Source organism: Burkholderia sp. BCC0398 (genome assembly GCF_902833245.1).
Lineage (GTDB): Bacteria > Pseudomonadota > Gammaproteobacteria > Burkholderiales > Burkholderiaceae > Burkholderia > Burkholderia sola.
The window spans coordinates 492,201-512,405 of the sequence record NZ_CADFEM010000003.1 but is presented as its reverse complement, the minus strand read 5'-3'; the positions used below and the strand labels follow the sequence as shown (position 1 = coordinate 512,405).

Annotated in this window: 19 protein-coding genes; 14 read left to right on the top strand and 5 right to left on the bottom strand. The window is 64.6% G+C overall.

Annotated features, from left to right (window positions below; genetic code table 11):
- The first annotated feature begins 91 nt into the window (after window positions 1-91).
- From HWX76_RS08970 to HWX76_RS08910, 13 genes are all read left to right on the top strand, one after another.
- Window positions 92-592 carry a prepilin peptidase gene (locus HWX76_RS08970; RefSeq protein WP_124556366.1) on the top strand — a complete coding sequence of 167 codons (501 nt, stop codon included), beginning with the start codon at window positions 92-94 and terminating at the stop codon, window positions 590-592.
- A complete protein-coding gene (locus tag HWX76_RS08965; RefSeq protein ID WP_124556367.1) occupies window positions 589-1,035 on the top strand; it encodes a TadE/TadG family type IV pilus assembly protein in 447 nt (148 codons plus the stop codon). Before HWX76_RS08970 ends, HWX76_RS08965 begins: the two co-directional genes overlap by 4 nt.
- A 91-nt stretch (window positions 1,036-1,126) precedes the next feature.
- Window positions 1,127-2,050, top strand: coding sequence for a Flp pilus assembly protein CpaB (gene cpaB / locus HWX76_RS08960; protein ID WP_124556368.1), 924 nt, complete (start codon window positions 1,127-1,129; stop codon window positions 2,048-2,050).
- A 65-nt stretch (window positions 2,051-2,115) separates the two neighbouring features.
- Window positions 2,116-3,447, top strand: a complete 1,332-nt coding sequence (locus tag HWX76_RS08955) for a type II and III secretion system protein family protein (RefSeq protein WP_124556416.1) — start codon at window positions 2,116-2,118, stop codon at window positions 3,445-3,447.
- A 60-nt stretch (window positions 3,448-3,507) separates the two neighbouring features.
- Window positions 3,508-4,782 carry a fimbrial protein gene (locus tag HWX76_RS08950; protein WP_176015706.1) on the top strand — a complete coding sequence of 425 codons (1,275 nt, stop codon included), beginning with the start codon at window positions 3,508-3,510 and terminating at the stop codon, window positions 4,780-4,782.
- Window positions 4,783-4,785: 3 nt separating this feature from the next.
- Complete coding sequence (locus HWX76_RS08945; RefSeq protein ID WP_124556370.1) at window positions 4,786-6,159, top strand: CpaF family protein; 1,374 nt, start codon at window positions 4,786-4,788, stop codon at window positions 6,157-6,159.
- The gene (locus HWX76_RS08940) at window positions 6,152-7,144 is read left to right on the top strand and encodes a type II secretion system F family protein (protein WP_176015705.1); all 993 of its coding nucleotides are present in this window, start codon (window positions 6,152-6,154) and stop codon (window positions 7,142-7,144) included. Before HWX76_RS08945 ends, HWX76_RS08940 begins: the two co-directional genes overlap by 8 nt.
- Before the next feature lie 4 nt (window positions 7,145-7,148).
- Window positions 7,149-8,141, top strand: a complete 993-nt coding sequence (locus HWX76_RS08935; protein WP_124556372.1) for a type II secretion system F family protein — start codon at window positions 7,149-7,151, stop codon at window positions 8,139-8,141.
- Window positions 8,142-8,159: 18 nt separating this feature from the next.
- Window positions 8,160-9,002, top strand: coding sequence for a tetratricopeptide repeat protein (locus HWX76_RS08930; protein ID WP_176015704.1), 843 nt, complete (start codon window positions 8,160-8,162; stop codon window positions 9,000-9,002).
- Window positions 9,003-9,022: 20 nt separating this feature from the next.
- The gene (locus HWX76_RS08925; RefSeq protein ID WP_244137951.1) at window positions 9,023-9,352 is read left to right on the top strand and encodes a DUF3613 domain-containing protein; all 330 of its coding nucleotides are present in this window, start codon (window positions 9,023-9,025) and stop codon (window positions 9,350-9,352) included.
- Between the two features lie 5 nt (window positions 9,353-9,357).
- Window positions 9,358-11,421, top strand: a complete 2,064-nt coding sequence (locus tag HWX76_RS08920; RefSeq protein WP_244137950.1) for a pilus assembly protein TadG-related protein — start codon at window positions 9,358-9,360, stop codon at window positions 11,419-11,421.
- A 108-nt stretch (window positions 11,422-11,529) separates the two neighbouring features.
- Window positions 11,530-12,921 (top strand): sigma-54 dependent transcriptional regulator, encoded by a 1,392-nt coding sequence (locus tag HWX76_RS08915; protein ID WP_124556375.1) that lies wholly within the window; start codon window positions 11,530-11,532, stop codon window positions 12,919-12,921.
- 54 nt (window positions 12,922-12,975) lie between these two features.
- Complete coding sequence (locus HWX76_RS08910; RefSeq protein ID WP_050012510.1) at window positions 12,976-13,683, top strand: DUF2968 domain-containing protein; 708 nt, start codon at window positions 12,976-12,978, stop codon at window positions 13,681-13,683.
- Between the two features lie 83 nt (window positions 13,684-13,766).
- Here the strand turns inward: HWX76_RS08910 and hfq are convergent, their stop codons facing one another.
- Window positions 13,767-14,336, bottom strand: a complete 570-nt coding sequence (gene hfq / locus HWX76_RS08905) for an RNA chaperone Hfq (RefSeq protein WP_006495323.1) — start codon at window positions 14,334-14,336, stop codon at window positions 13,767-13,769.
- Between the two features lie 295 nt (window positions 14,337-14,631).
- Here hfq and HWX76_RS08900 point away from each other — a divergent pair, with 295 nt between their 5' ends.
- Window positions 14,632-14,922, top strand: a complete 291-nt coding sequence (locus HWX76_RS08900; RefSeq protein ID WP_089488641.1) for a hypothetical protein — start codon at window positions 14,632-14,634, stop codon at window positions 14,920-14,922.
- A gap of 27 nt (window positions 14,923-14,949) precedes the next feature.
- Here HWX76_RS08900 and HWX76_RS08895 read toward each other — a convergent pair whose 3' ends face one another.
- The 4 genes from HWX76_RS08895 to HWX76_RS08880 form a co-directional block, all read right to left on the bottom strand.
- Window positions 14,950-15,867: a DUF1571 domain-containing protein gene (locus tag HWX76_RS08895; protein WP_124630429.1), complete on the bottom strand. Its 918-nt coding sequence runs from the start codon at window positions 15,865-15,867 to the stop codon at window positions 14,950-14,952.
- A gap of 29 nt (window positions 15,868-15,896) precedes the next feature.
- On the bottom strand, window positions 15,897-17,651 hold the full coding sequence (locus tag HWX76_RS08890; protein WP_050012513.1) for an AMP-binding protein: 1,755 nt from the start codon (window positions 17,649-17,651) through the stop codon (window positions 15,897-15,899).
- Between the two features lie 157 nt (window positions 17,652-17,808).
- Entirely contained in the window at window positions 17,809-18,633 is an 825-nt protein-coding gene (locus tag HWX76_RS08885; RefSeq protein ID WP_124556379.1) for a TetR/AcrR family transcriptional regulator, read from the bottom strand.
- Window positions 18,634-18,848: 215 nt separating this feature from the next.
- On the bottom strand, window positions 18,849-20,069 hold the full coding sequence (locus tag HWX76_RS08880) for an MFS transporter (protein WP_089488394.1): 1,221 nt from the start codon (window positions 20,067-20,069) through the stop codon (window positions 18,849-18,851).
- Window positions 20,070-20,205 lie beyond the last annotated feature (136 nt).

The following is a 20,205-nucleotide window of genomic DNA, read 5'->3' as shown; positions in this document are numbered from 1 at the left end:
TTCTTCTTTTTCGGAAGTCGTCGTGGCGCAGTAGCGGGCGCACTGCCTCGGTAATCCGCCCGCCCTTGCATCTGCTGCAGGTCGTGGTGCGATGGGACATCTCTTTTTTAGCGGGGTATTTCTGGCCTGGACGGGTTTAGTCGCGGTCAGTGATACTCGTTTCCGCCGTATTTCGAACGCGCTTGTCGTAGCCGGATTAATCGGTGGGTTCGGTGCCGTGTGCGCGGCCGCGAGTCCATTTGGTATTTCGGTGCTTCAAGCAGCGGTCGGCATGCTGGTCGGCCTGATCGGGCTGATACCGTTCTTCCTTCTGCGCGTCATGGGCGCGGCGGACGTAAAAATTTTCGCTGTACTCGGTATCTGGTGCGGTGCGCATGCGCTGCTTTGGCTCTGGGTAGCTGCCAGTCTGGCTGCAGGGCTGCACGCGCTCGCACTGATGCTGCTGTCGCGCACTTCGCTCGGGAGCTTATGGCGGCAGCGCGAGCCGGCGCTGATACTTGGCAGATATCGGGCGACGCCCTATGCCGCATGCCTCGCGGTACCGGCTGCAGCATGGTTGATCTATCTGATCGCAACGAGGGGCGTGCTATGAAACGACAGAGCGCGTGTCCGGGGCGGCGGCGGCAACGTGGAGCGACAGCGGTCGAGTTTGCGATCGTGTTCCCGCTGTTCTTCGTGATTTTTTACGCGATCCTGAGTTTCGGGATGGTTTTCGTCATTCAGCAGAGCTTGACGCTGGCTGCGAGCGAGGGGGCGCGTGCAGGGTTGGCCTATGCACCGGACCTCACGACGCGCGTCGCGAACGCCAAGACGACTACGCAGAACGTTCTCGGTTGGCTAAACAGCAGTCCGCCCAACGTGGCGGCCCAGCAATGCAACTACAACGGAACGCCTACGCCGTTGCTGTACTGCCTGACAGTCACGGTCAGCTATACGCCTGATAGCTGGATGACGATCATGCCATTCCTGGGGACGATCATGACGAAGCCACTGACAGGTACGGCAGTGGTGCAAATTCCGCAGTCGATGCTGTGAGTTGGGCGTCATGACGCGATAGACATGTCACACGCAAATCGCGTGACAAGAAGAAACTAATTGGATTCATTCCGGGCATCCATACGACAACATGGCCAACAACTTAACGAAGATCATCGCGGGGCTGCTGATTGCGATCGCCGTTCTGCTCGGAATCTATGCATGGGTGCTTGGACGCAGCGCTTCAAGTCCCGCGCCGGCACGGCCGATGGTGGCGGCAACTGCGGTGCCGGTCGTGATTGCAACACGTGCGTTGCCCGGTGGGCAGCCGATCCCAGCTGATGCGCTGAAGATCCAAGCAACGGCGCCGGCACCGGCAGGCGCTTTCAGCGACCTTGTTCCACTGGTCGGTCGCGTGCCGATTCGCGACATTCCGGCCTCGACGCCGGTCGTTGCCGATGCGCTGGTGTCCGGGCTTGCCGAGGACGTGCAGCCCGGCGAGCGTGCGGTTGCGGTTCGCGTCGACGAAACGAACGCGGTCGGCAACCGGCTGCGGCCCGGGAATTTCGTCGACGTGTTCCTGAACCTGAAACGCGAAGTGGGCAGCACGATGCTTGACGGCGAGGTTTCGCAGACACAGGCGCGGCTTTTGTTGTCGAAGGTTAGGGTGTTGTCGTTCGGCGATGCGACCGCCGAGCGCGACAGCGGCAACAACAACGGTGGTAACGGGCAACCGACCGGCGCCCGCATCGCGGTGCTCGCGGTGCCGACCGCGCAGGTCGATGCGCTGACGCTCGGCGAGGCGAGCGGCCGCCTGACCTTTGCATTGCGCAACCCGCGTGACGACGACCTGGCGCTGCAGACCGTTGCAGTACGTACGGACAACAAGCTGTCGCCGTCGGCGCTGGCCGCGGCAGGCGTCTCGCTGCAGCAGCTGTCCGGCACCCCGAAAACACCGGTAGCCACCGCGAACCTGCCGCCGTTGCCCTCGCATCTGCCGCCGCCGGTGCGGCCGAGCGCGGGCGGCGGTATCGAAGTGATTCGCGGCGGCCGGTCGGAAACGGTTGCTTATTGAACCAGATCGACGGCCATCGATATCAGCGACGACAAGCAAAAGGCCGCGCGCCGGTCTACCAAACGATGAAAAACACACTGATTGCATTCGCGATTGCCATCTACGTCATGACCTTTGCCTCGTTCGCGAGCGCCGGCGCTACGATCGAACTCGCCGTCGGCGCGCAACGGCAGATTTCGGCGGGCCGTACCCTGCAGCGCGTCGCGGTCGGTGATCCGGCAGTTGCCGACGTGCTGATCATGAAGGGCAGCCGCTCGGGCTCCGTCCTGCTCATTGCGAAGGCTCCCGGCGCGACGAACGTGATGCTGTGGGAGCGCGGGCGCGATGAACCGACGATCTGGAACGTCGCGGTGGTCGATGCGGCCGCGCAAGCCGTGCTCGATGGCGCTACGCCGCGCGTGAATGCATACGGCGGCACGGCTGTGCTGCAAGGGTCGGCCGCGTCGCTCGAGGCACATGCGCGTGCGGCTGCTGTCGGCAAGAACATGGGCGGAAAAGGTGCCGTCATCGATCGCTCGACGGTTCCCGGCAAGAGTGTCGTGCAAGTCGACGTGCGGGTCGTCGAATTCAGCCGTTCGGTGCTCAAGCAGGTCGGGTTCAATTTCTTCAAGCAAAGCAACGGCTTTTCGTTTGGATCGTTTTCGCCGGGTGGCGTGCAGTCTTATAGCGGCGGTTCGGGCCCGGGGACCGGGGGATACGTTCCGACGCTCGGATCACCAGTCGCATCCGCATTCAACCTGGTCGTGAACGCGGCCGGACGCGGCATCTTTGCCGACCTGTCTCTGCTGGAGGCGAACAATCTCGCGCGCGTGCTGGCCGAGCCGACACTGGTCGCGCTGTCCGGCCAGAGCGCGAGCTTTCTCGCGGGGGGCGAGATTCCGGTGCCATCGCCGCAGGGGTTGGGTTCGACGGCGATCCAGTGGAAGCAATACGGCGTCGGGCTTTCTTTGACGCCGACGGTCTTGAGTCCGAGCCGGATCGCGCTGAAGGTCGCACCCGAGTCGAGTCAGCTTGACTTCGTGAACAGCGTGACGATCAGCGGCGTCGCAGTGCCCGGTATTACGACGCGCCGTGCGGACACGACCGTTGAACTGGGCGACGGAGAGAGCTTCGTGATCGGTGGCCTCATCGATCGCCAGACGATGTCGAACGTGAGCAAGGTGCCGTTGCTCGGCGATCTGCCGATCATCGGGACGTTCTTCAAGAATCTGAGCTATCAGCAGAACGACAAGGAACTGCTGATCATCGTGACGCCGCATCTCGTCGCGCCGATTGCCAAGGGTGCGGTGTTGCCCGCGACACCCGGTGAGTTGTCCGAGCAGCGCGACGGGCCGGTCTGGAAATCGTATCTGGGCGGAGCTGCGTCGCCCGACGCTGCTCCTGGATTTTCGAAATGAGTGGAATGTCTCGCGGTTTGCGATGCAACGCCACGTCTTGTGTAATCGGGGGTGTTCGACATGAATGCGCGAATTCAATCATTGTGTGAACCCGCCGTGACCGACTATTTCGTTTGCGCATCGCAGCATGAGGCACATGTCCGCTGGCTGGCCGATACGCTCGTATCGGCCGGCGCGGTCGAGGCCGCATCGCTGGAACCGGGTGTGCTGGCGCAGCGCATTACGGGCCTCAATCCGGCGCTCGTCTTCATCGATTTCTCGGATGGCGGCACGGCCGCGAGCATTGCCGCGGCTGCGATTCGCGCCACCCACCCCGGGCTGCCGATTGTCGCGCTCGGTTCGCTCGCACAGCCGGAGAGCACACTCGCTGCATTGCGTGCCGGCGTCCGCGATTTCATCGACGTGTCGGCGCCGGCGGAAGATGCTTTGCGCACGACTCGCGGGTTGCTGGCGAACGTCGGCGAGCCGGCGAGTCGCCACGGCAAGCTCGTTGCATTGCTCGGCGCGCGCGCGGGCATGGGGGTGAGCACGCTCGCAGCGAATCTGGCCGTATGGTTGCAGAAGCGCTCGGTGAGCCCGGAGGGGAGTGGCGTGCCGAACGGCGGGACGCCGGCCGGTCGCCAGACCGCGCTCGTCGACCTCGGGCTGCCAGCGGGCGATGGCGCACTGTTCCTGAATACCCGCTGTGAGTTCCATTTCATCGATGCGGTTCACAACCTTCGTCGCATCGATCGGACCTTCGTGAATACCGCGCTGACCCGGCATGAGAGCGGCGTCGTATTGACGACGCTGCCCGCGGATCTCGGCGCGCTGCGCGACGTGTCGTACGCGTCGTGCGCTGGTTTGCTGAACCGGTTTCGCGCATTCTTCGATCAGCAGATCGTCGATCTCGGCGGTTTCTCGAATCGTGAATTCATTGCACAAATCACGAGTTCTGCCGATGAAGCATGGCTCGTCTGCGATCAGGGCGTTGCGTCGATCGTATCGGCGGCCGATCTGCTCACCGGGCTGCGCGACGCGGGCGTCGACACCGATCGTGTACGGCTCGTCGTCAACCAGTACGACCCCGCACTCGATCTGACGCCCGCGCAAATTGCGGAGCGACTCGGGCTGTCGCTGGCCGGCACGTTGCCGTCGCGCCGCGTCGCGATCGGCCATGCGGCAAACCAGGGCCGACTCATCGTCGATATGGCGGAGCGCGATCCGTACGTGCGCGCTCTCGAGTCGCTCGCCGCGCGGTTGCCGGGCGTGTCGATTCGCCCGGCCGTACCGCGTCCGGCGTCGGGGCTGTCCGCGCTGAAGCGCTTCATTCAACCTTCGTCCAAGCGGTCGTAAGCGATGGCACACGACATTCAATTTGCCGACGGCGCAGCGCCGTTTTCCCAGACGCAGCAATTCCACGACATCAAGAATGCCGCGCACGAACACTTGCTGACGCGCATCGAAGAGTTGGGCGCCGAGTTCGGCAGATGGTCCCGCCAGGCGATCAACCAGTTCGTCGATCTCGAGATTGACAGCTTCGTGCGCTTGCGCCGCATTCCGCTCAACGAGAACGAGGTACGGACGGTCGCGGAGGCGTTGACGAAGGAGCTCGCGGGTTTCGGGCCGATCGAGGATCTACTTGCGGACCCCGCGGTCGAGGACATCCTGATCAACGGCTACAGCGACGTGTATGTGTCGCGTCATGGGATCCTCGCCAAGCTGCCAGTGCGCTTCACCGACAACGCGCACTTGTTGCGGATCGTGCGGCGGATCCTCGCGCCGATCGGTCGCCGTCTCGACGAGTCGAACCCGATGGTCGATGCACGGTTGCCCGACGGCGGTCGCGTAAACGTGGTGATCGAGCCGCTGTCGATCGACGGTCCGGTCGTGTCGATCCGGAAATTCCGCAAGGATCCGCTGAAGCCGTCCGACCTGCTCGGCAACGGAACGTTCAACGAAGAGATCAACACGTTGCTTCAGGCGGCAGTCGAGGCGCGCTGCAACATTCTCGTGTCGGGCGGTACGAGTTCCGGCAAGACGTCGCTCCTGAACGCGCTCGCGTTCCATATTCCGGAGATCGAGCGTGTCGTGACAATCGAGGATACGGCGGAACTGTCGCTGAACCACCCGCACGTCGTGCGGCTCGAAAGCCGACCGGGCGGGTTCGACGGTACCGGCGTCGTGTCGATTCGCGACTTGCTGCGCAATACGTTGCGGATGCGTCCGGACCGGATCATCGTCGGCGAAGTGCGCGGCGGCGAGGTGCTGGAAATGCTGCAGGCAATGAACACGGGCCACGACGGCTCGATGGGCACCGTGCATGCGAGTTCGCCGCGCGAGTGTCTGTACCGTCTCGAGATGCTGGCCGGTTTTGCAGGTTTTCAGGGCACCGAGTCGAGCCTGCGTCGGCAGATCGCGAACGCCATCGACTTCATCGTGCAAATCGGACGCCTGTCGAACGGGCGGCGACGGATTTTATCGATCACCGAAGTGACGGGACTGTCCGACAACATCATTGCGACCCAGGAGCTTTACCGCTATGAAGCGCGCGTGACACCGGAGGGCGAGGAAGTCGATCACTGGGAAACCCTGGGCATTCATCCGCATTCACCGAAGCTCGCACGCTTTCGCCAGACGCTGACGAGTGGTGGGTTCGGCGACGGCGGATTCGGTGGAGGCGGCTTTGGCGGTGGCGGGTTCGGCCGCGGCGGCGGGGGTTTCAATGTATAGCGCAATGGTATGGGCGCTGGCGATCGCGATGCTGTGTGTCGCGGCTGCGATGATGCTGTGGCATCACGCGGAGACCCGGCGCGTACGGACCGACGCGAAGCGTTTCATCGACAGCCGGCTCGAGCCGCGCGCACGCGTCTCCGCATCGGCGACACCTGCTGCTGCTGCTGGTGCCGTGCGCACCATGCAGCAACCGGGGGCGGCACGGAAGGTACCGTCCGAGGCCTTCGGGGCGCACTGGTATGCGACTGCCTCGGAATATCTGTCCAACCTTGCGAGCCGCGCGGGGATAGACGATGCGCGTGGCAAGGCAGTCGTCGCGCTTGCCGTGCTCGTCGCGGCTGCGGTCGTCGCGGGCAGCCACGGCGGCATGCTGGCGTGTTTCGCGGCACTCATTTGCGGAGGCGCGATACTTGGCGTTTGGCTCGCATCGCGGATTCAGCGGAGACGGCTGAAAATTGTTCGGCAGATCCCGTCATTTCTCGACGGGATCGTGCGTCTCGTGACGCTGGGCAACAGCGTGCCCGCTGCTTTTCAGTCCGCACTGTTGACGACCGAGGAGCCGCTGCGCGGCTGTCTCGACGTCGTGTCGAGGATGCTGCGGAGCGGTATCGAGATCGACCGCGCGATGATGCACATCGCGAAGATCTACCGGGCCGAAGAGTTCGAGCTCGTCGGCTCGGTGCTGCGCTTGTCGGTCAAATACGGCGGTCGCGCGGATGTGATGCTTGAACGGATGGCCGTGTTCATGCGCGATCTCGAGCAAGCCGAACGTGAATTGACCGCGATGTCGTCGGAGACGCGGCTGTCCGCGTTCGTCCTCGTCATGCTGCCAATTGCAATCGGCAGCTTTGTCGTGATGACCAATCCGAAGTATCTGTACGGAATGTGGGGCGATCCGAGCGGGCGGTCGCTGCTGATGATCGCGTTCCTGGCCCAAGCGGTAGGTAGCATTTGGCTGTATCGAATGGCTCGGCTCAGGTGAGGCTATGACGGCAACTCAAATCGGAGCGATTGCATTGGCCGTGGGCGCGCTCGGGGTGCTGCTGCTCGGGATGGTCGTGACGTTACGTGCGAATGCCGCCGCGCGGGCCGAACGAGCATTGGTCGATGCGCTGGATCGGCGCATGGCTGCATTGGAGGCGGCGAAGGCGCGGCCCGCGCAGGATGGCGATGCGCCGGCGAAAGCCAACGTGCGCGGCGGGCAGCGTGTCGAACGTTGGCTGAATCGCCTGTCGGCGGCAGGCATGCGGTGGCTGGATACCGGCTTCGGCAAATATGCTGTCGCGGAAGAAGATCGTCGCCTCCTGGAGCAATGCGGGTATGTCGATGCACGGACGCGTGGACTGTTTCTGAGTGCACGGGTCGCGTGCGGGATCGCGTTGCCGCTGCTGTTCGCGATGTTCGCGAGCGGGCGCGTGAAAGGCAGTATCTGGATGGTCGGCATGTGTGGTGCATTCGCGCTCGGCTTCATGCTGCCGAAACTCTATGTGCAGCGCCGCGCCGCGTCGCGGCGACAGAGCGTTGTCGACGAACTGCCGCTACTCGTTGACATGTTGCGCTTGCTGCAAGGTGTCGGCCTGTCGCTCGATCAAAGCCTGCAGGTCGTGACGAACGATTTTCGGGGGATGCTGCCGGTGCTGTCGTCGGAGGTGGGAATCGCGCAGCGTCAGTTCGCCGCGGGCCGTACGCGCGAGCAGTCGCTGCAACGGCTGTCGAGTGGATTCGACAACGAGGATCTGCGCGCGATCGTGCGATTAATGATTCAGGTCGACAAGCATGGCGGTGCGGTGCAGGAACCGCTCAAGCAGTTCGGCGACCGTTTGCGCGAAACGCGTCGAGCGATGCTGCGCGAACGGATCGGTAGATTGACGGTAAAGATGACGGGCGTAATGGTGCTGACGCTGTTACCCGCTCTGCTGATCGTAACGGCGGGGCCGGGCATGCTGGCGGTGATGCGCGCGTTGTCGTCGCAGCATTGAAGGATGGAAGGACAGACGATGAAGCGAATCGGCGAAGCGGTAACCCGGGCGGGCATGCTGGCGGTGGCGCTGCTGCTCGGCGCATGCGCAACCAAGGAAAGCGGGTATGGCGTCGGCGCGCAGACCGAGCGTGCGGCACTGATGCAAGCAGCAGATCAGAAGCAGTCGGTGCCGGATACGCCGGGGATGTATCTGGGTCTGATTCAGCGCATGCAAGCGCAGGGCCTCTATTACGCTTCGCTCGCGCATATCGATGCATATGACAAGACATACGGTGTCATGCCGGAATCGATCCTGTTGCGTGCGGATGCGCTGCGGATGACCGACCAGCCGGCCGCAAGTGCGGCTGTGTATGCGCAGTTGCTGAAGACGCCACTTGCGGCCCGTGGTTATCGCGGGCTGGGGTTGCTTGCGGGCGCTGCAGGCGATTTCGACCGTGCCGTGCAGGCGCTGACGCAAGCATCGGAACTCGCGCCGACGGATCCGTCGCTACTGTCCGACCTCGCTTATGCGAAGTTGCGCAGCGGCGACGTCGTCGGCGCGCGAGTGCCGTTGATGAAAGCTGCCGAACTCGATCAGCGCAATCCGAAAATCGTCAGCAACCTTGCGCTGTATCTGTTTGCGGCAGGACGTGCGCAAGATGCGCAACGGCTGATGAACCAGCAGCATCTGTCGCCGGAAATTCGAAAGGACATCAACGGTGATGCCGCGAAGATCGCCGCGGCAGTGCGTGCGCAGCAGCGCGCAATCGCGACGCCGCCGGTGGTATCGCGGCCCGGCGCGACGACGCCGATCACGCCGATGGCGAACAACTTCGGTTACGACCAAACTGTGCCGCTGCTGCAACGGTTTTCACAATGAACGGACATTCGGGGAACGACATGAGCGACAACACACGGAATCGAAGCGCATGCGGGCGCCGGATTGCGACGCTGGTCTCGATCGTCTGCATCGTAACGGGTTCCGGCGCTGCATACGGTCAAGATGCCGTGACACTGGGTGCGTCCGACGTTGGCCGCTCGACCAAAGACTGGCTCGCGATGCAGCGCGACAACCGCGCGGCGGCGCCGACGCAACCGGTGTTCGGGGACGTCGCGTCGCTTGCGTACCAACGCTATCTCGATTCGTTCAAGAACAAGATCCCTGATTCGATGAGTTCGCAACTCGGCGCCGTGGGTGGCATGTCGGGCGGCGGACAGGGCGGGCAATAAGCGGGATGACCATGCGCGCAGATCAGTCGCACACGGCGCGGCGGGACAGCGCCGGTCGTCCCGGGATAAACCGCCAGCGCGGTAGCGTCGCGATCATGGCGACGATCTGGGTGCTGGTCGCGATCATTATCCTGGGCGCGATCGACGTCGGTCATTTCTATGCCGAAAGACGCCGGATGCAAGCGGCGGCCGATTTGGCTGCGTTATCGGCAGTCTCTCAAGTGACGACCGACGCGACTTGCCAGGCAGCGAGGACCGCAGCCAGCCAAATCGCGAACCCGGCGACGAATGCATTGCCGGAGGGTTCGAAAGTTTCCGTGTCGTGCGGCATCTGGACCGCGCCTCAGGGCGGCGGCAGCGCGCAGTTCACACGGGTGTCGGGCGACACAATCAGCGGTAACCAGTGCGCTGGGCTCTCTGCGGGAACGGTCAATGGCCAATCGACCAACGCAGTTTGCGTCACGGTGACCGAGCCGGTCGACGGGATTTTTCGCGGCGGCGTCACGATTGGCGGATCGGCCATTGCCAAGAGCGTACCGACCGACACTTTTACGCTGACCACGTCGCTTGCAGCGTTGAACGGTGGATTGGCCAACCAATTGCTCAAAGCGTTGACACGGTCAAACGACAATGCGCTGAATCTCCAGCTGGTTGACTATCAGGGACTCGCACAAGTCAACTTGAAGCTGGCCGGCATTCTTGCCAATCTCCCGGTCGGCACCAGTACAGGCGTGCTGAATGGCACCGTGACGCTCGGTCAGCTGGCGAATGCCGCGGTGCAGGCGGCGACGCAGCAGAGCGTAGCCGCGGCGAACCTGAAGGTGCTGAATGCATTGGTCATCGCCCTTTGTCCGGGGGGAGTCTGCGGCGGGCCGCAGATCGCGCTCGGTCAACTGGTTTCCGCTGCGACCGCGACGGGAAGCTCTGCCGTCAATGCCAGCGTCAATGCACTCGGATTGCTGTCGACGGCACTGCAAATCGCGAATGGCACGAATTCGGTCGACATTCCCAGCGTCACGGTTCAGACGCCTACCGCGCTCTCACCGCTACTGAACGTGGCCGTGTCGGGTTCAGTCAAGTTGGGGGCCAATCCGCCGTCCACGGCGAGCGGTCCGCCCGGGCCGTTGAATTGCGGGACGTCCGATTGCGCAACCAGCACGTCGACCGCGCAGGGCAACGTGTTCCTCAATACGTCGCTCTCGCTGCTGTCAAGCTGCCCCACCGGTGGATTGGTCTTTCCGGGTGGCAGTTGTCCGTCAGGTAGTCCGACGCCGCTTGCTGCCGTTCAATTGCCGATTACGGCGTATGTGGCGCCCGCCACGGCAGGCCTGGCGTCCGTCAGCTGTTCGGCGGACGGTACGAAAAGCGCGACAGTGAACGTGCAGACCGGAGTCGTCGCCGTCTATATCGGGGGGGCTTCAAGTACGAAGATCAATCTCTCCGCTCCGTCCGGTTATTCACCCGACGGTAGCGCGGCTCCGATTCCGCTGGTGTCCGTCAATCTGAGTAGTTTGCTCAATCTGCTGAACCTCGGCGGACTGTCGTCTACGCTGGCAGTATTGATCAAGACCCTGACGCTGGGTATCGTCGATCTGAACGCAATTTCGGTCAACATTGGCTTGCGGCCCGGGCAAATGACGACAGTGCCCGTCGCTAATCAAAGTCCGACGCCGTTGCTATTCTCATATCCGGGATCTCAATCATCCGCTGCACCGAATCCACCGTCGCCGTACACGTTGGGCACGGGAACGGACCAGTTCCTGTCGCCGGCGGTGACGGGCATCACGAACAATGGTCTCACGGTGTCGTTGGCGCTGGGTGACAGTGGATTGCTTGGAGCGCTGAAAGCAGTAGGCATCGATCTGACCGGGGTATTGAGTCAGTTGTTGAGTAACCTTCTCGGACCGCTTCTGAGCGCGCTCGGGAACACGCTCGTTCCGCTCCTCCTGCAACCGATCGATTCGCTCCTGACTTCCGTCACGGGCCTGCTCGGCCTGAGCCTAGGAAACGCCTATGTCACGAACACGCCGGATTCGATCAAATGCGGCAATCCCATGCTGGTTCAATAAATGCTTGAGCGTTCCGTTATCGAAGCAGCCGGTATCGTCGCTGCCCGCAGTCGGCCGCTGATCTGCAACGCCAGGCAACCCGTCAATTACTGAAGCCGCACCCGAAACATGAGAACCACGCCCGCAATCGAAGAGCTCGACCTGTACGTCTGGGAAGGCAAGGCGGACATCGTCGACCGCGTCGCCCGGTGCATGGCGAGCTTCGACGTCGAAGTGATCCGCGCCGACAACGCGACGGTCTCGCCCGAGCGCGCCGCGATGCGGCGGTCGCTCGCGATCATCAGCGTGACGATGATCGAAGGCGGCGCGGCATTCCTGCGCGACTGGCAGGCCAATATCGGCATGCCGGTCGTCTGGGTCGGCGCGGCGCGCGACCACGACGCGTCGCAGTATCCGCCCGAGTACTCGCACATCCTGCCGCTCGACTTCACGTGCGCGGAACTGCGCGGCATGATCGGCAAGCTCGTCACGCAACTGCGCGCGCACGCCGCCGAAACGTTGCAGCCGTCGGAACTCGTCGCGCACTCCGAATCGATGCAGGCGCTGCTGCACGAAGTCGATACGTTCGCCGACTGCGACACCAACGTGCTGCTGCACGGCGAAACCGGCGTCGGCAAGGAGCGCATCGCGCAACTGCTGCACGAAAAGCATTCCCGCTATCGGCACGGCGAGTTCGTGCCGGTGAACTGCGGCGCCATTCCGGATGGCCTGTTCGAATCGCTGTTCTTCGGCCATGCGAAAGGGTCGTTCACGGGCGCGGTTGTTGCGCATAAAGGCTATTTCGAGCAGGCGGCCGGCGGCACGCTGTTCCTCGACGAAGTCGGCGATCTGCCGCTGTACCAGCAGGTCAAGCTGCTGCGCGTGCTCGAGGATGGCGCGGTGCTGCGCGTCGGCGCGACGGCGCCGGTCAAGGTCGATTTCCGTCTGGTCGCGGCGAGCAACAAGAAGCTGCCGCAGCTCGTGAAGGAAGGGCTGTTCCGCGCGGACCTCTATTACCGGCTCGCGGTGATCGAGCTGAGCATTCCGTCGTTGGAAGAGCGCGGTGCGGTGGACAAGATCGCGCTGTTCAAGTCGTTCGTCGCGCAGGTGGTCGGCGAGGAGCGGCTCGCCGAGTTGTCGGACCTGCCGTACTGGCTCACGGATTCGGTGGCGGACAGCTATTTCCCCGGCAACGTGCGCGAACTGCGCAACCTCGCCGAGCGCGTCGGCGTGACGGTGCGGCAGACGGGCGGCTGGGATGCCGCGCGGCTGCAGCGGCTGATCGCGCACGCACGCAGCTCGGCCCAGCCGGTGCCGGCGGAGAGTGCGGCCGAGGTGTTCGTCGATCGCAGCAAGTGGGACATGAACGAGCGTAACCGTGTGATCGCGGCGCTCGACGCCAACGGTTGGCGGCGTCAGGACACGGCCCAGCAGCTCGGCATCAGCCGCAAGGTGTTGTGGGAAAAAATGCGCAAGTACCAGATCTTCGACGAAGAGCCCGAGACCCGCGAAAGCGAGTAATTAATGAGATAAAATCGCGTGGAATGACAACGATCCGCGCGGGAATAAAACTTCATGAGCCATATGACGGGGTTGGGGCGGGTGAGCGTATTGCTCGCCCTGGTAGGAGGCATGCAAGGCGCGTTCGCGCAGGGGCTGGCAGGCAGCGATCCGTCGGCGGTGCAGCCGGCGTCGGCGCCGGTGGCCGCGATTCCGGTGATCGATTCGCAGGCACCGACGTCGGTGCAGCCGCAGGCCGGCGAGTCGACGGGGCCGAGCACGGTAGACGATTTGCAGCGCCAGATCCAGGCGCATTCGCTGACGGAAATGCGCACGAGCTACAACGGCAGCTACGGCGCGAGCCTGCTGTTCAACGTCAAGGACGGTGCGTATTTCGTCGCGCTGTTTCAGCAAAAGGCGTTCTGGCGCGTGATCAAGACTTACAACGAAGCGCGAGCGGAAGCGATCTATCGCGATTTCTCGCACCAGGCCGAGCGGCTGGCCGTCGACGAACTGCGCGCGGCGAAGCTGGAATCGCAGAAGGCGCAGATGGACAAGCAGATCGAAGTCGTGCAGGACCGCGCGCGGCGTCTGCAGGCGGACATCTCGATCGCCCGCCAGCAGCAGGCGGCGGTGGCGGATCGCCAGAAGAGCGTGCGGAGCGAAACGGCGACGCTGCAGGCGCAACAGGCTCAACTTCAGTCGCAACTGCGGGCGTTGCAGCAGCAGGTGCGTTCGTTGCAGCGCGAGGCCAACGCGGGCCTGCCGACGACGGCACGCTGAACCCGGTCGCGGCGGCGGTGCGGCGACGTGCCGCGCCGGCCGTACCAGTGAAAAGGGCAAGCCGGTTGGCTTGCCCTTTTGTTTTACTGGCCGTCCGGCACGATTCGCCGGCGCCGCGTCACGATGACCGGCCCGTTGCCGCCGCGGGAATCCGACGGCGCGGCGTTGCCGGATGCGTCGCCGGTGTCGCGCGGCGCGCCGTAGCTTTCGCGGGGTTCACGCGGAGCGCCGTAGCCTTCGCGCGGCTCACGCGAGCCGTAACCCTCACGCGGTTCGCGCGAACCGTAGCCTTCACGCGGCTCGCGAGAGCCGTAGCCGCCGTCGCCGCGCGATTCGCGCGGGCCGCCGTGCGAGCCGTACGGGCTGTGACCGCCGCCTTCACGGCCGCCGGGGCGACCGCCGGTGCGCGGGCCGCGGGGGCCGCCGCCGCCAGGGCGCGAGCCGCCCGTATCGAGCTGGATCGTGGAAATCGCGCGCTTGTAGATGCCTTGCAGACCCACGGGGGTGCGCAGCATCACCAGATACTGGTCGAACGACTCGATACATCCCGTCAGACGAATGCCGTTGACGAGATAGATTTCAACACGCTTACGTTCCTTGCGCGCCGAATTGATGAAGTCGTTTTGCGGATGGGATTCTGCGGGATTGGCCATTGAGGTGCGGCAGGAGCCTGCGTCAGAGAATATGTTGTGCGTGTGTGTGGCGTGTTCGTCCACAAGGCGTTTGGCGGAATTCTACCCTGTTCGATAGGGGAGCGCGCAGTCGCGATTGTGTCGAACCGTAACCCACTATAGACGTTCCGGCGCATTTTCGCGATTAGGCCGAACGGCCGAAGCCGTTTCGTTACGCTGCGTTACGACTCTCGCAGCCCCGTATCACCTCGGTGCGCGCGCTGCGCTTACATTGGTCGCGCGAGCCGGGCGGGCCGGCTTATCAGGGATGCGGAGCATGAACAAGAGGCAAGTCGCAGTGGTGATCGGGAGCATGGCGTTGCTCGTTTCCGGCAGTGCAATGGCGGGGCGTGTGGATCTGTCGGTCGGCATCGGCGTACCGGTCGCGCCGGTAGCACCGGTCTATGTCGAGCCGGCGCCGGTCTATGTAGCGCCGCAGCCCGCCGTCGTCGCCTATCCGGGCTACGGGTATGGCTATTACGGCGATGACGACGACGACCGCTACCGCAAGTGGCGCAAGCACTATTACAAGCACTGGCATCGTCACCACGACGACGATGACGATTGAACCCGCGGTGAGCCGCGCCGACGCGCGTCAGAACGCGTAATCCGGGTTTTTCGGGTCGAATGCGGTGTCGTCGAGGGGCGTCGGCGCGATTTTCTCGATGACGATCCGCTCGAAGATCCTGCCGTCGTTGTCATAGGATTCGACGGTTCGGAAATAGGGGGCGTGCAGGTCGAGCCCCAGCACTTCCTTTTTCGCATAGAACTGCGGCCGGCCGGTCGGCGTTTCGTAGGTGAGTGCGACGACGCGCACGCCGTCGATCGTCCGGGCCTCCACGTCGGTCGGCCGCTGCACGCCGGCTTCCACGTATTTCTTCCCTTCGGTCAGGTACAGGTTCGCGATGAACTCGGTGCCGAGATCCTTCACCTGATGATTCGACTGGGCGCGCGCGAGCGCGCCGTCGATCGCCGTCCACAGCGGAATCTTGCCGAGCAGGCCGCCGAGGTGGCCGTACATCTCGTCCTTGCGCTGCGTCGTGTCGTAGATCGTCTCCTGTCCGGCATGCGCGCCGCCCGGCAGCCATTTCGCATACAGGCGCAGCGGCTCGCGGGTCGTCTTCACGAGCATGCGATCGGGCGTGTCGGGCCATTTTCCGCTGATGCGCTCCTGGCGCACCATCGTGAACTGGTAGGACGGATAGCCGTTCGGGCCGTGACGGATATAGAGCGGCACGGCGAGCGGATCGAGCGCCTTGAAGAGCGCGGTGAGCGTCGTGTCGTCGAGCTGAGCGAGCGTGCCGCGCTGGGCCGCCGTGCGCAGCCAGCGCGCCTGTTGCGCAACCGGCTCGTGCGTGACCTTCGCGAGCTCCGCCGGCAGCGCGGCCGCCGGCGCCGCGCTCGCGGCGCCGGCCGTTTCCTGCGCATGCAGCGCGGCTTGCGCGAGCGCCAGCGCGCACGCGACGGTCGCCACGGCGGCATGCCGCGCGCGGCGTTTCATTCGTTCGTTCATCGACGGCGTCTCCCGGAGCGATGGATCGTTCAGCCTTGCTTCGCGGCCTTGAGTTTGGCGAGTTCCTCGTCGCGCAGCGCGCGGCGCAGGATCTTGCCGACATTCGTCTGCGGCAGCGCGTCGCGGAACTCGACGAATTTCGGCATCTTGTAGCCGGTCAGGTTCTTGCGGCAGTGCGCGAGCACGTCCTCGGCCGTCAGCGACGGGTCGCGCCGCACGACGAACACCTTGATCCGTTCGCCCTGGACCTCGTCGGGAATGCCGATCGCCGCGGCTTCGCTGATGCCGGGATGCATCACGAGCACTTCCTCGATCTCGTTCGGATACACGTTGAAGCCCGACACGAGGATCATGTCCTTCTTGCGGTCGATCAGGCGGATGAAGCCGCGCTCGTCCATCACGCCGATGTCGCCGGTGGCGAGCCAGCCGTCGGCGTCGATCACCTTCGCCGTCTCGTCGGGGCGCTGCCAGTAGCCGCGCATCACCTGCGGGCCGTGCACGCACAGCTCGCCCGGCTCGCCGATCGCGGCCCAGGTGCCGTCCTCGCGGCGAAAGCGCACGACGGTCGACGGCGCGGGCAGCCCGATCGAACCGCTGAACGCGGCCATGTCGTTCAGGTCCACGGGATTCATCGTGACGATCGGCGAGCACTCGGTGAGGCCGTAGCCTTCGACCACCGGCCGGCCCGTCACCTGCTGGAAGCGCTCGGCGACCGCGCGCTGCATCGCCATCCCGCCCGCCATCGCGAGCTTGAGCTTCGAGAAGTCGCGCTTGCGGAATTCCTCGTTGTCGAGGAACGCGTTGTACAGCGTGTTGATGCCGGTGATGCCCGTGAACGTCTCGTGGCGGATGATCTTCATCACCATCTTCATGTCGCGCGGGTTCGCGATCAGGATGTTGCGCCCGCCGAGCCCCATGAAGATGAACGCGTTCACCGTCAGCGAATAGATGTGATAGAGCGGCAGCGGCGTGAGCACGGTCTCGACGTCGCCCGACACCTGGTCGGCGATCCAGGCCTTCGCCTGCAGCAGGTTCGCGATCAGGTTGCCGTGCGTGAGCATCGCGCCTTTCGCGACGCCGGTCGTGCCGCCCGTGTACTGCAGGAACGCGAGATCGTCGCGCGTGATCTGCACCGGTTGCGGCTTGCCGCGCGCGCCGAGCGCGAGCGCGGAACGCAGCCGGATCGCCTGCGGCAGGTGGTAGTCCGGCACGAGCTTCTTCACGTGCTTCAGCACAAAATTGATCAGGCGGCCTTTCGCGTTGAGGCCGTCGGCGAGCAGGTCGCCGAGCGCGGTGACGACGATGTGCTTCACCTGCGTTTCCGGCAGCGCGTCCTGCAGCGTGCGCGCGAAGTTCTCGAACACGACGATCGTCTGCGCGCCGCTGTCCTTCAACTGATGCGCGAGTTCGCGCGCTGTGTAGAGCGGGTTCACGTTGACGACGATCGCGCCGGCCTTCAGCGTGCCGAACAGCGCGACCGGATACTGGAACGTGTTCGGCAGCATGATCGCGACACGGTCGCCGGGCTTCACGCCGACGCTTTGCAGATACGACGCGAATGCGTCGACCTTCTGCGCGAGCGTGCGGTAGGTCATCGACGCGCCGGCGCTCACGTAGGCGACGCGCTCGGCGAAGCGGGTCGTGCATTCGTCGAAGAACTGCACGAGCGACGCGTATTGCGTGACGTCGATCTCGTGCGGAACGCCGGGCGGGTACGACGCGTACCAGACGGCGTCGGTGTTCGGCGGAAGTTGGGCCGAGGTGGGTGCTGCGGAAGATGACATGACGTGTCTCCGGTCTTGGCTCTCGGCGAGGGCCCGCGCGTCAGCGCCTGCCCATGCCCCGTGCTTCGCGGCCGGCCGACGCGGGCGTCTCGACGCCGTGCCCGACCGCGCGTATCAATCAAATCGTGAACAGGAAGCCGCGCGTGGCCTCGCGCGCTCAGTTCGTGGAATGCAGTGTCGCAGCCTCGGCGGTCGTCGTCGGGCACGACTGCGGCAGCCCGAACGCTTCGCTTGCGCCCGCGTCGTCGAGTACGGCCGCGAAGATCGACAGTTGAGCACTGTCGGGCATCGGCGCCTTCAGCGCGGCGACGATCAGCGACGACAGCCGCGCGATCATCTGCACGTCGTTCATCGTGCGGCCTTGCGAGAATTCGTCGATCAGGCTTTCCGTTTCGGCGCCCGCGAGCGCGCCGGACAGCGCGCCGATCGCGAAGTGCAGCCGCCAGCCGAGCTCGGTGCGCGGCAGGTGCGGCAGCGCGCGCTGGAACGCGTCGAAGAAGCGGCCCGCGACGCTCGCGTAATGCGCGGTCAGGAAGTTGCGCACGAACGGCGAAGGATCGGTGTACGCGCGGCCGATCAGCCGCAGGAACCCGGGCCCGCCGCGTTCGGGGTTGCGCGATGCCTTCAGCGCCGGAATGAACATCGCGCCGAGCACGTGCTCGCAGGTGATGTGCGTGCCGAGCTGCGCATCGAAGCGGTCGAGGATGCCGAGGCGTTCCTGGTTCAGCTGGTCGAGCCGGCGCGACAGCATCGCGTGGATCAGCGCTTCCTTGCTGCCGAAGTGGTAGTTGACCGCGGCGAGATTGACCGTCGCGCGCGACGTGATCTGCCGCATCGACATCGCTTCGAAGCCATGTTCGATGAACAGGTCCTCGGCCGCATCGAGAATGCGCGCCTTCGTCCCGCCGGTCTGCCGCGTGCCGGATGACCGTGCCCCCGACGGCCGTCCCGCGGATGGCCGCCCCTCCTGACTTACTGCCATGTTCCGCCTCCCATGCCGGTTTCCCGGCCGCGAACTGGTGATTTGATTATCTGATTCAAACAGTCGTTTTTATTAAGATAAAAAATCGCGGGCGGACCGGGCAAGCGCGGAATCTGGATCAATTCCTCTAGTTCGATGTGCGGGTGCGGAAAGCACGGCGCCCGCGCCCGGCGGGGCGCGGCGCGCGCGATGACGCGGTGCCGCAACGTGCGGGGTCACCCGGTAGTGGTACGCGTATTGACCGATTGCGTCATGTCGATGCCGCGCCGCTCGCGGCTGAACAGGATCAGCACGGCGATCGCGACGGCGACGATGCCGGCCACGAGCGCGAGCGCGAAGCCGTAATTGTCGTGGTTCGACACGGCGAGCGACGCCTGCATCGTCGCGTTGCCCGACGCGAGCAGGTTGCCGAGCTGGTAGACGACGCCGGGGAAGGTCGCGCGGATCTCGTCGGGCGAGATCTCGTTCAGGTGAACCGGTATCACGCCCCATGCGCCCTGTACCGAGATCTGCATCAGGAACGCGCCGGCGGCGAGCGCGATCGCGCCGCTGGAGAACGCCCACAGCGGCAGCACGGGCAGCGCGATCAGCGCGGCGATGAAGATCGCGCGGCGCCGGCCGATCCGCTCCGAGATCGCGCCGAACGACAGCCCGCCGACGATCGCGCCGATGTTCAGCACGATCGTGATCCACGACACGGTATGGGGATCGAAGTGATGCTGTTCGCGCAGGAAGGTCGGATAGAGATCCTGCGTGCCGTGCGAGAAGAAGTTGAACGCGGTCATCAGCACGATCGCGTAGATCGTGAGCTTCCAGTTCTGTTTCAGCGTGGCGCCGAGGCTCGGGCGCGCGCGCTTCTCCATCTGTTTCCAGGCCGGCGATTCGGGCACGTGTGCGCGGACGTACAGCACGAGCAGCGCGGGCAGCACGCCGACCATGAACATCCCGCGCCAGCCGATGTATTGGTAGAACAGGCCGAACACGACCGACGCGAGCAGATAGCCGCTCGGGTAGCCGGCCTGCAGCAGCCCGGACACGAGGCCGCGCGCGTGGGTCGGCACGGTTTCCATCGTCAGCGCGGAGCCGACGCCCCATTCACCGCCCATCGCGATGCCGAACAGCGCGCGCAGCACGAGCAGCGCGGTCAGGCTCGGCGCGAAACCCGACGCGAGTTCGAGTAGCGAATAGCATGCGATGTTGACCATCAGCGTCGGGCGGCGACCGAAGCGGTCGGCGAGCCGGCCGAAGATCAGCGCGCCGAGCGGGCGCATCGCGAGCGTCAGCGTGAGCGCGAACGCGACGGCGGGGATCGTCGACGCGAATTCCGCGGCGATGTCCTTCAGCACGAAAACCATCAGGAAAAAGTCGAACGCATCGAGCGTCCAGCCCAGATAGGCGGCGATCGTGACGTTGCGTTGCTCGCGGGTCCAGCTCATGTGCGGGTCTCCTCGTTGGCTTGCGCGCTCGCGATTCTGCATGCGGATGCCGGCCCGGCTCGCGCGCGGCGCGGGGCACTGATCGAGTGTAGGCTTGCGCGCCGCGCGAGGTGGGGCGCGATAGCCGCGAATCGGG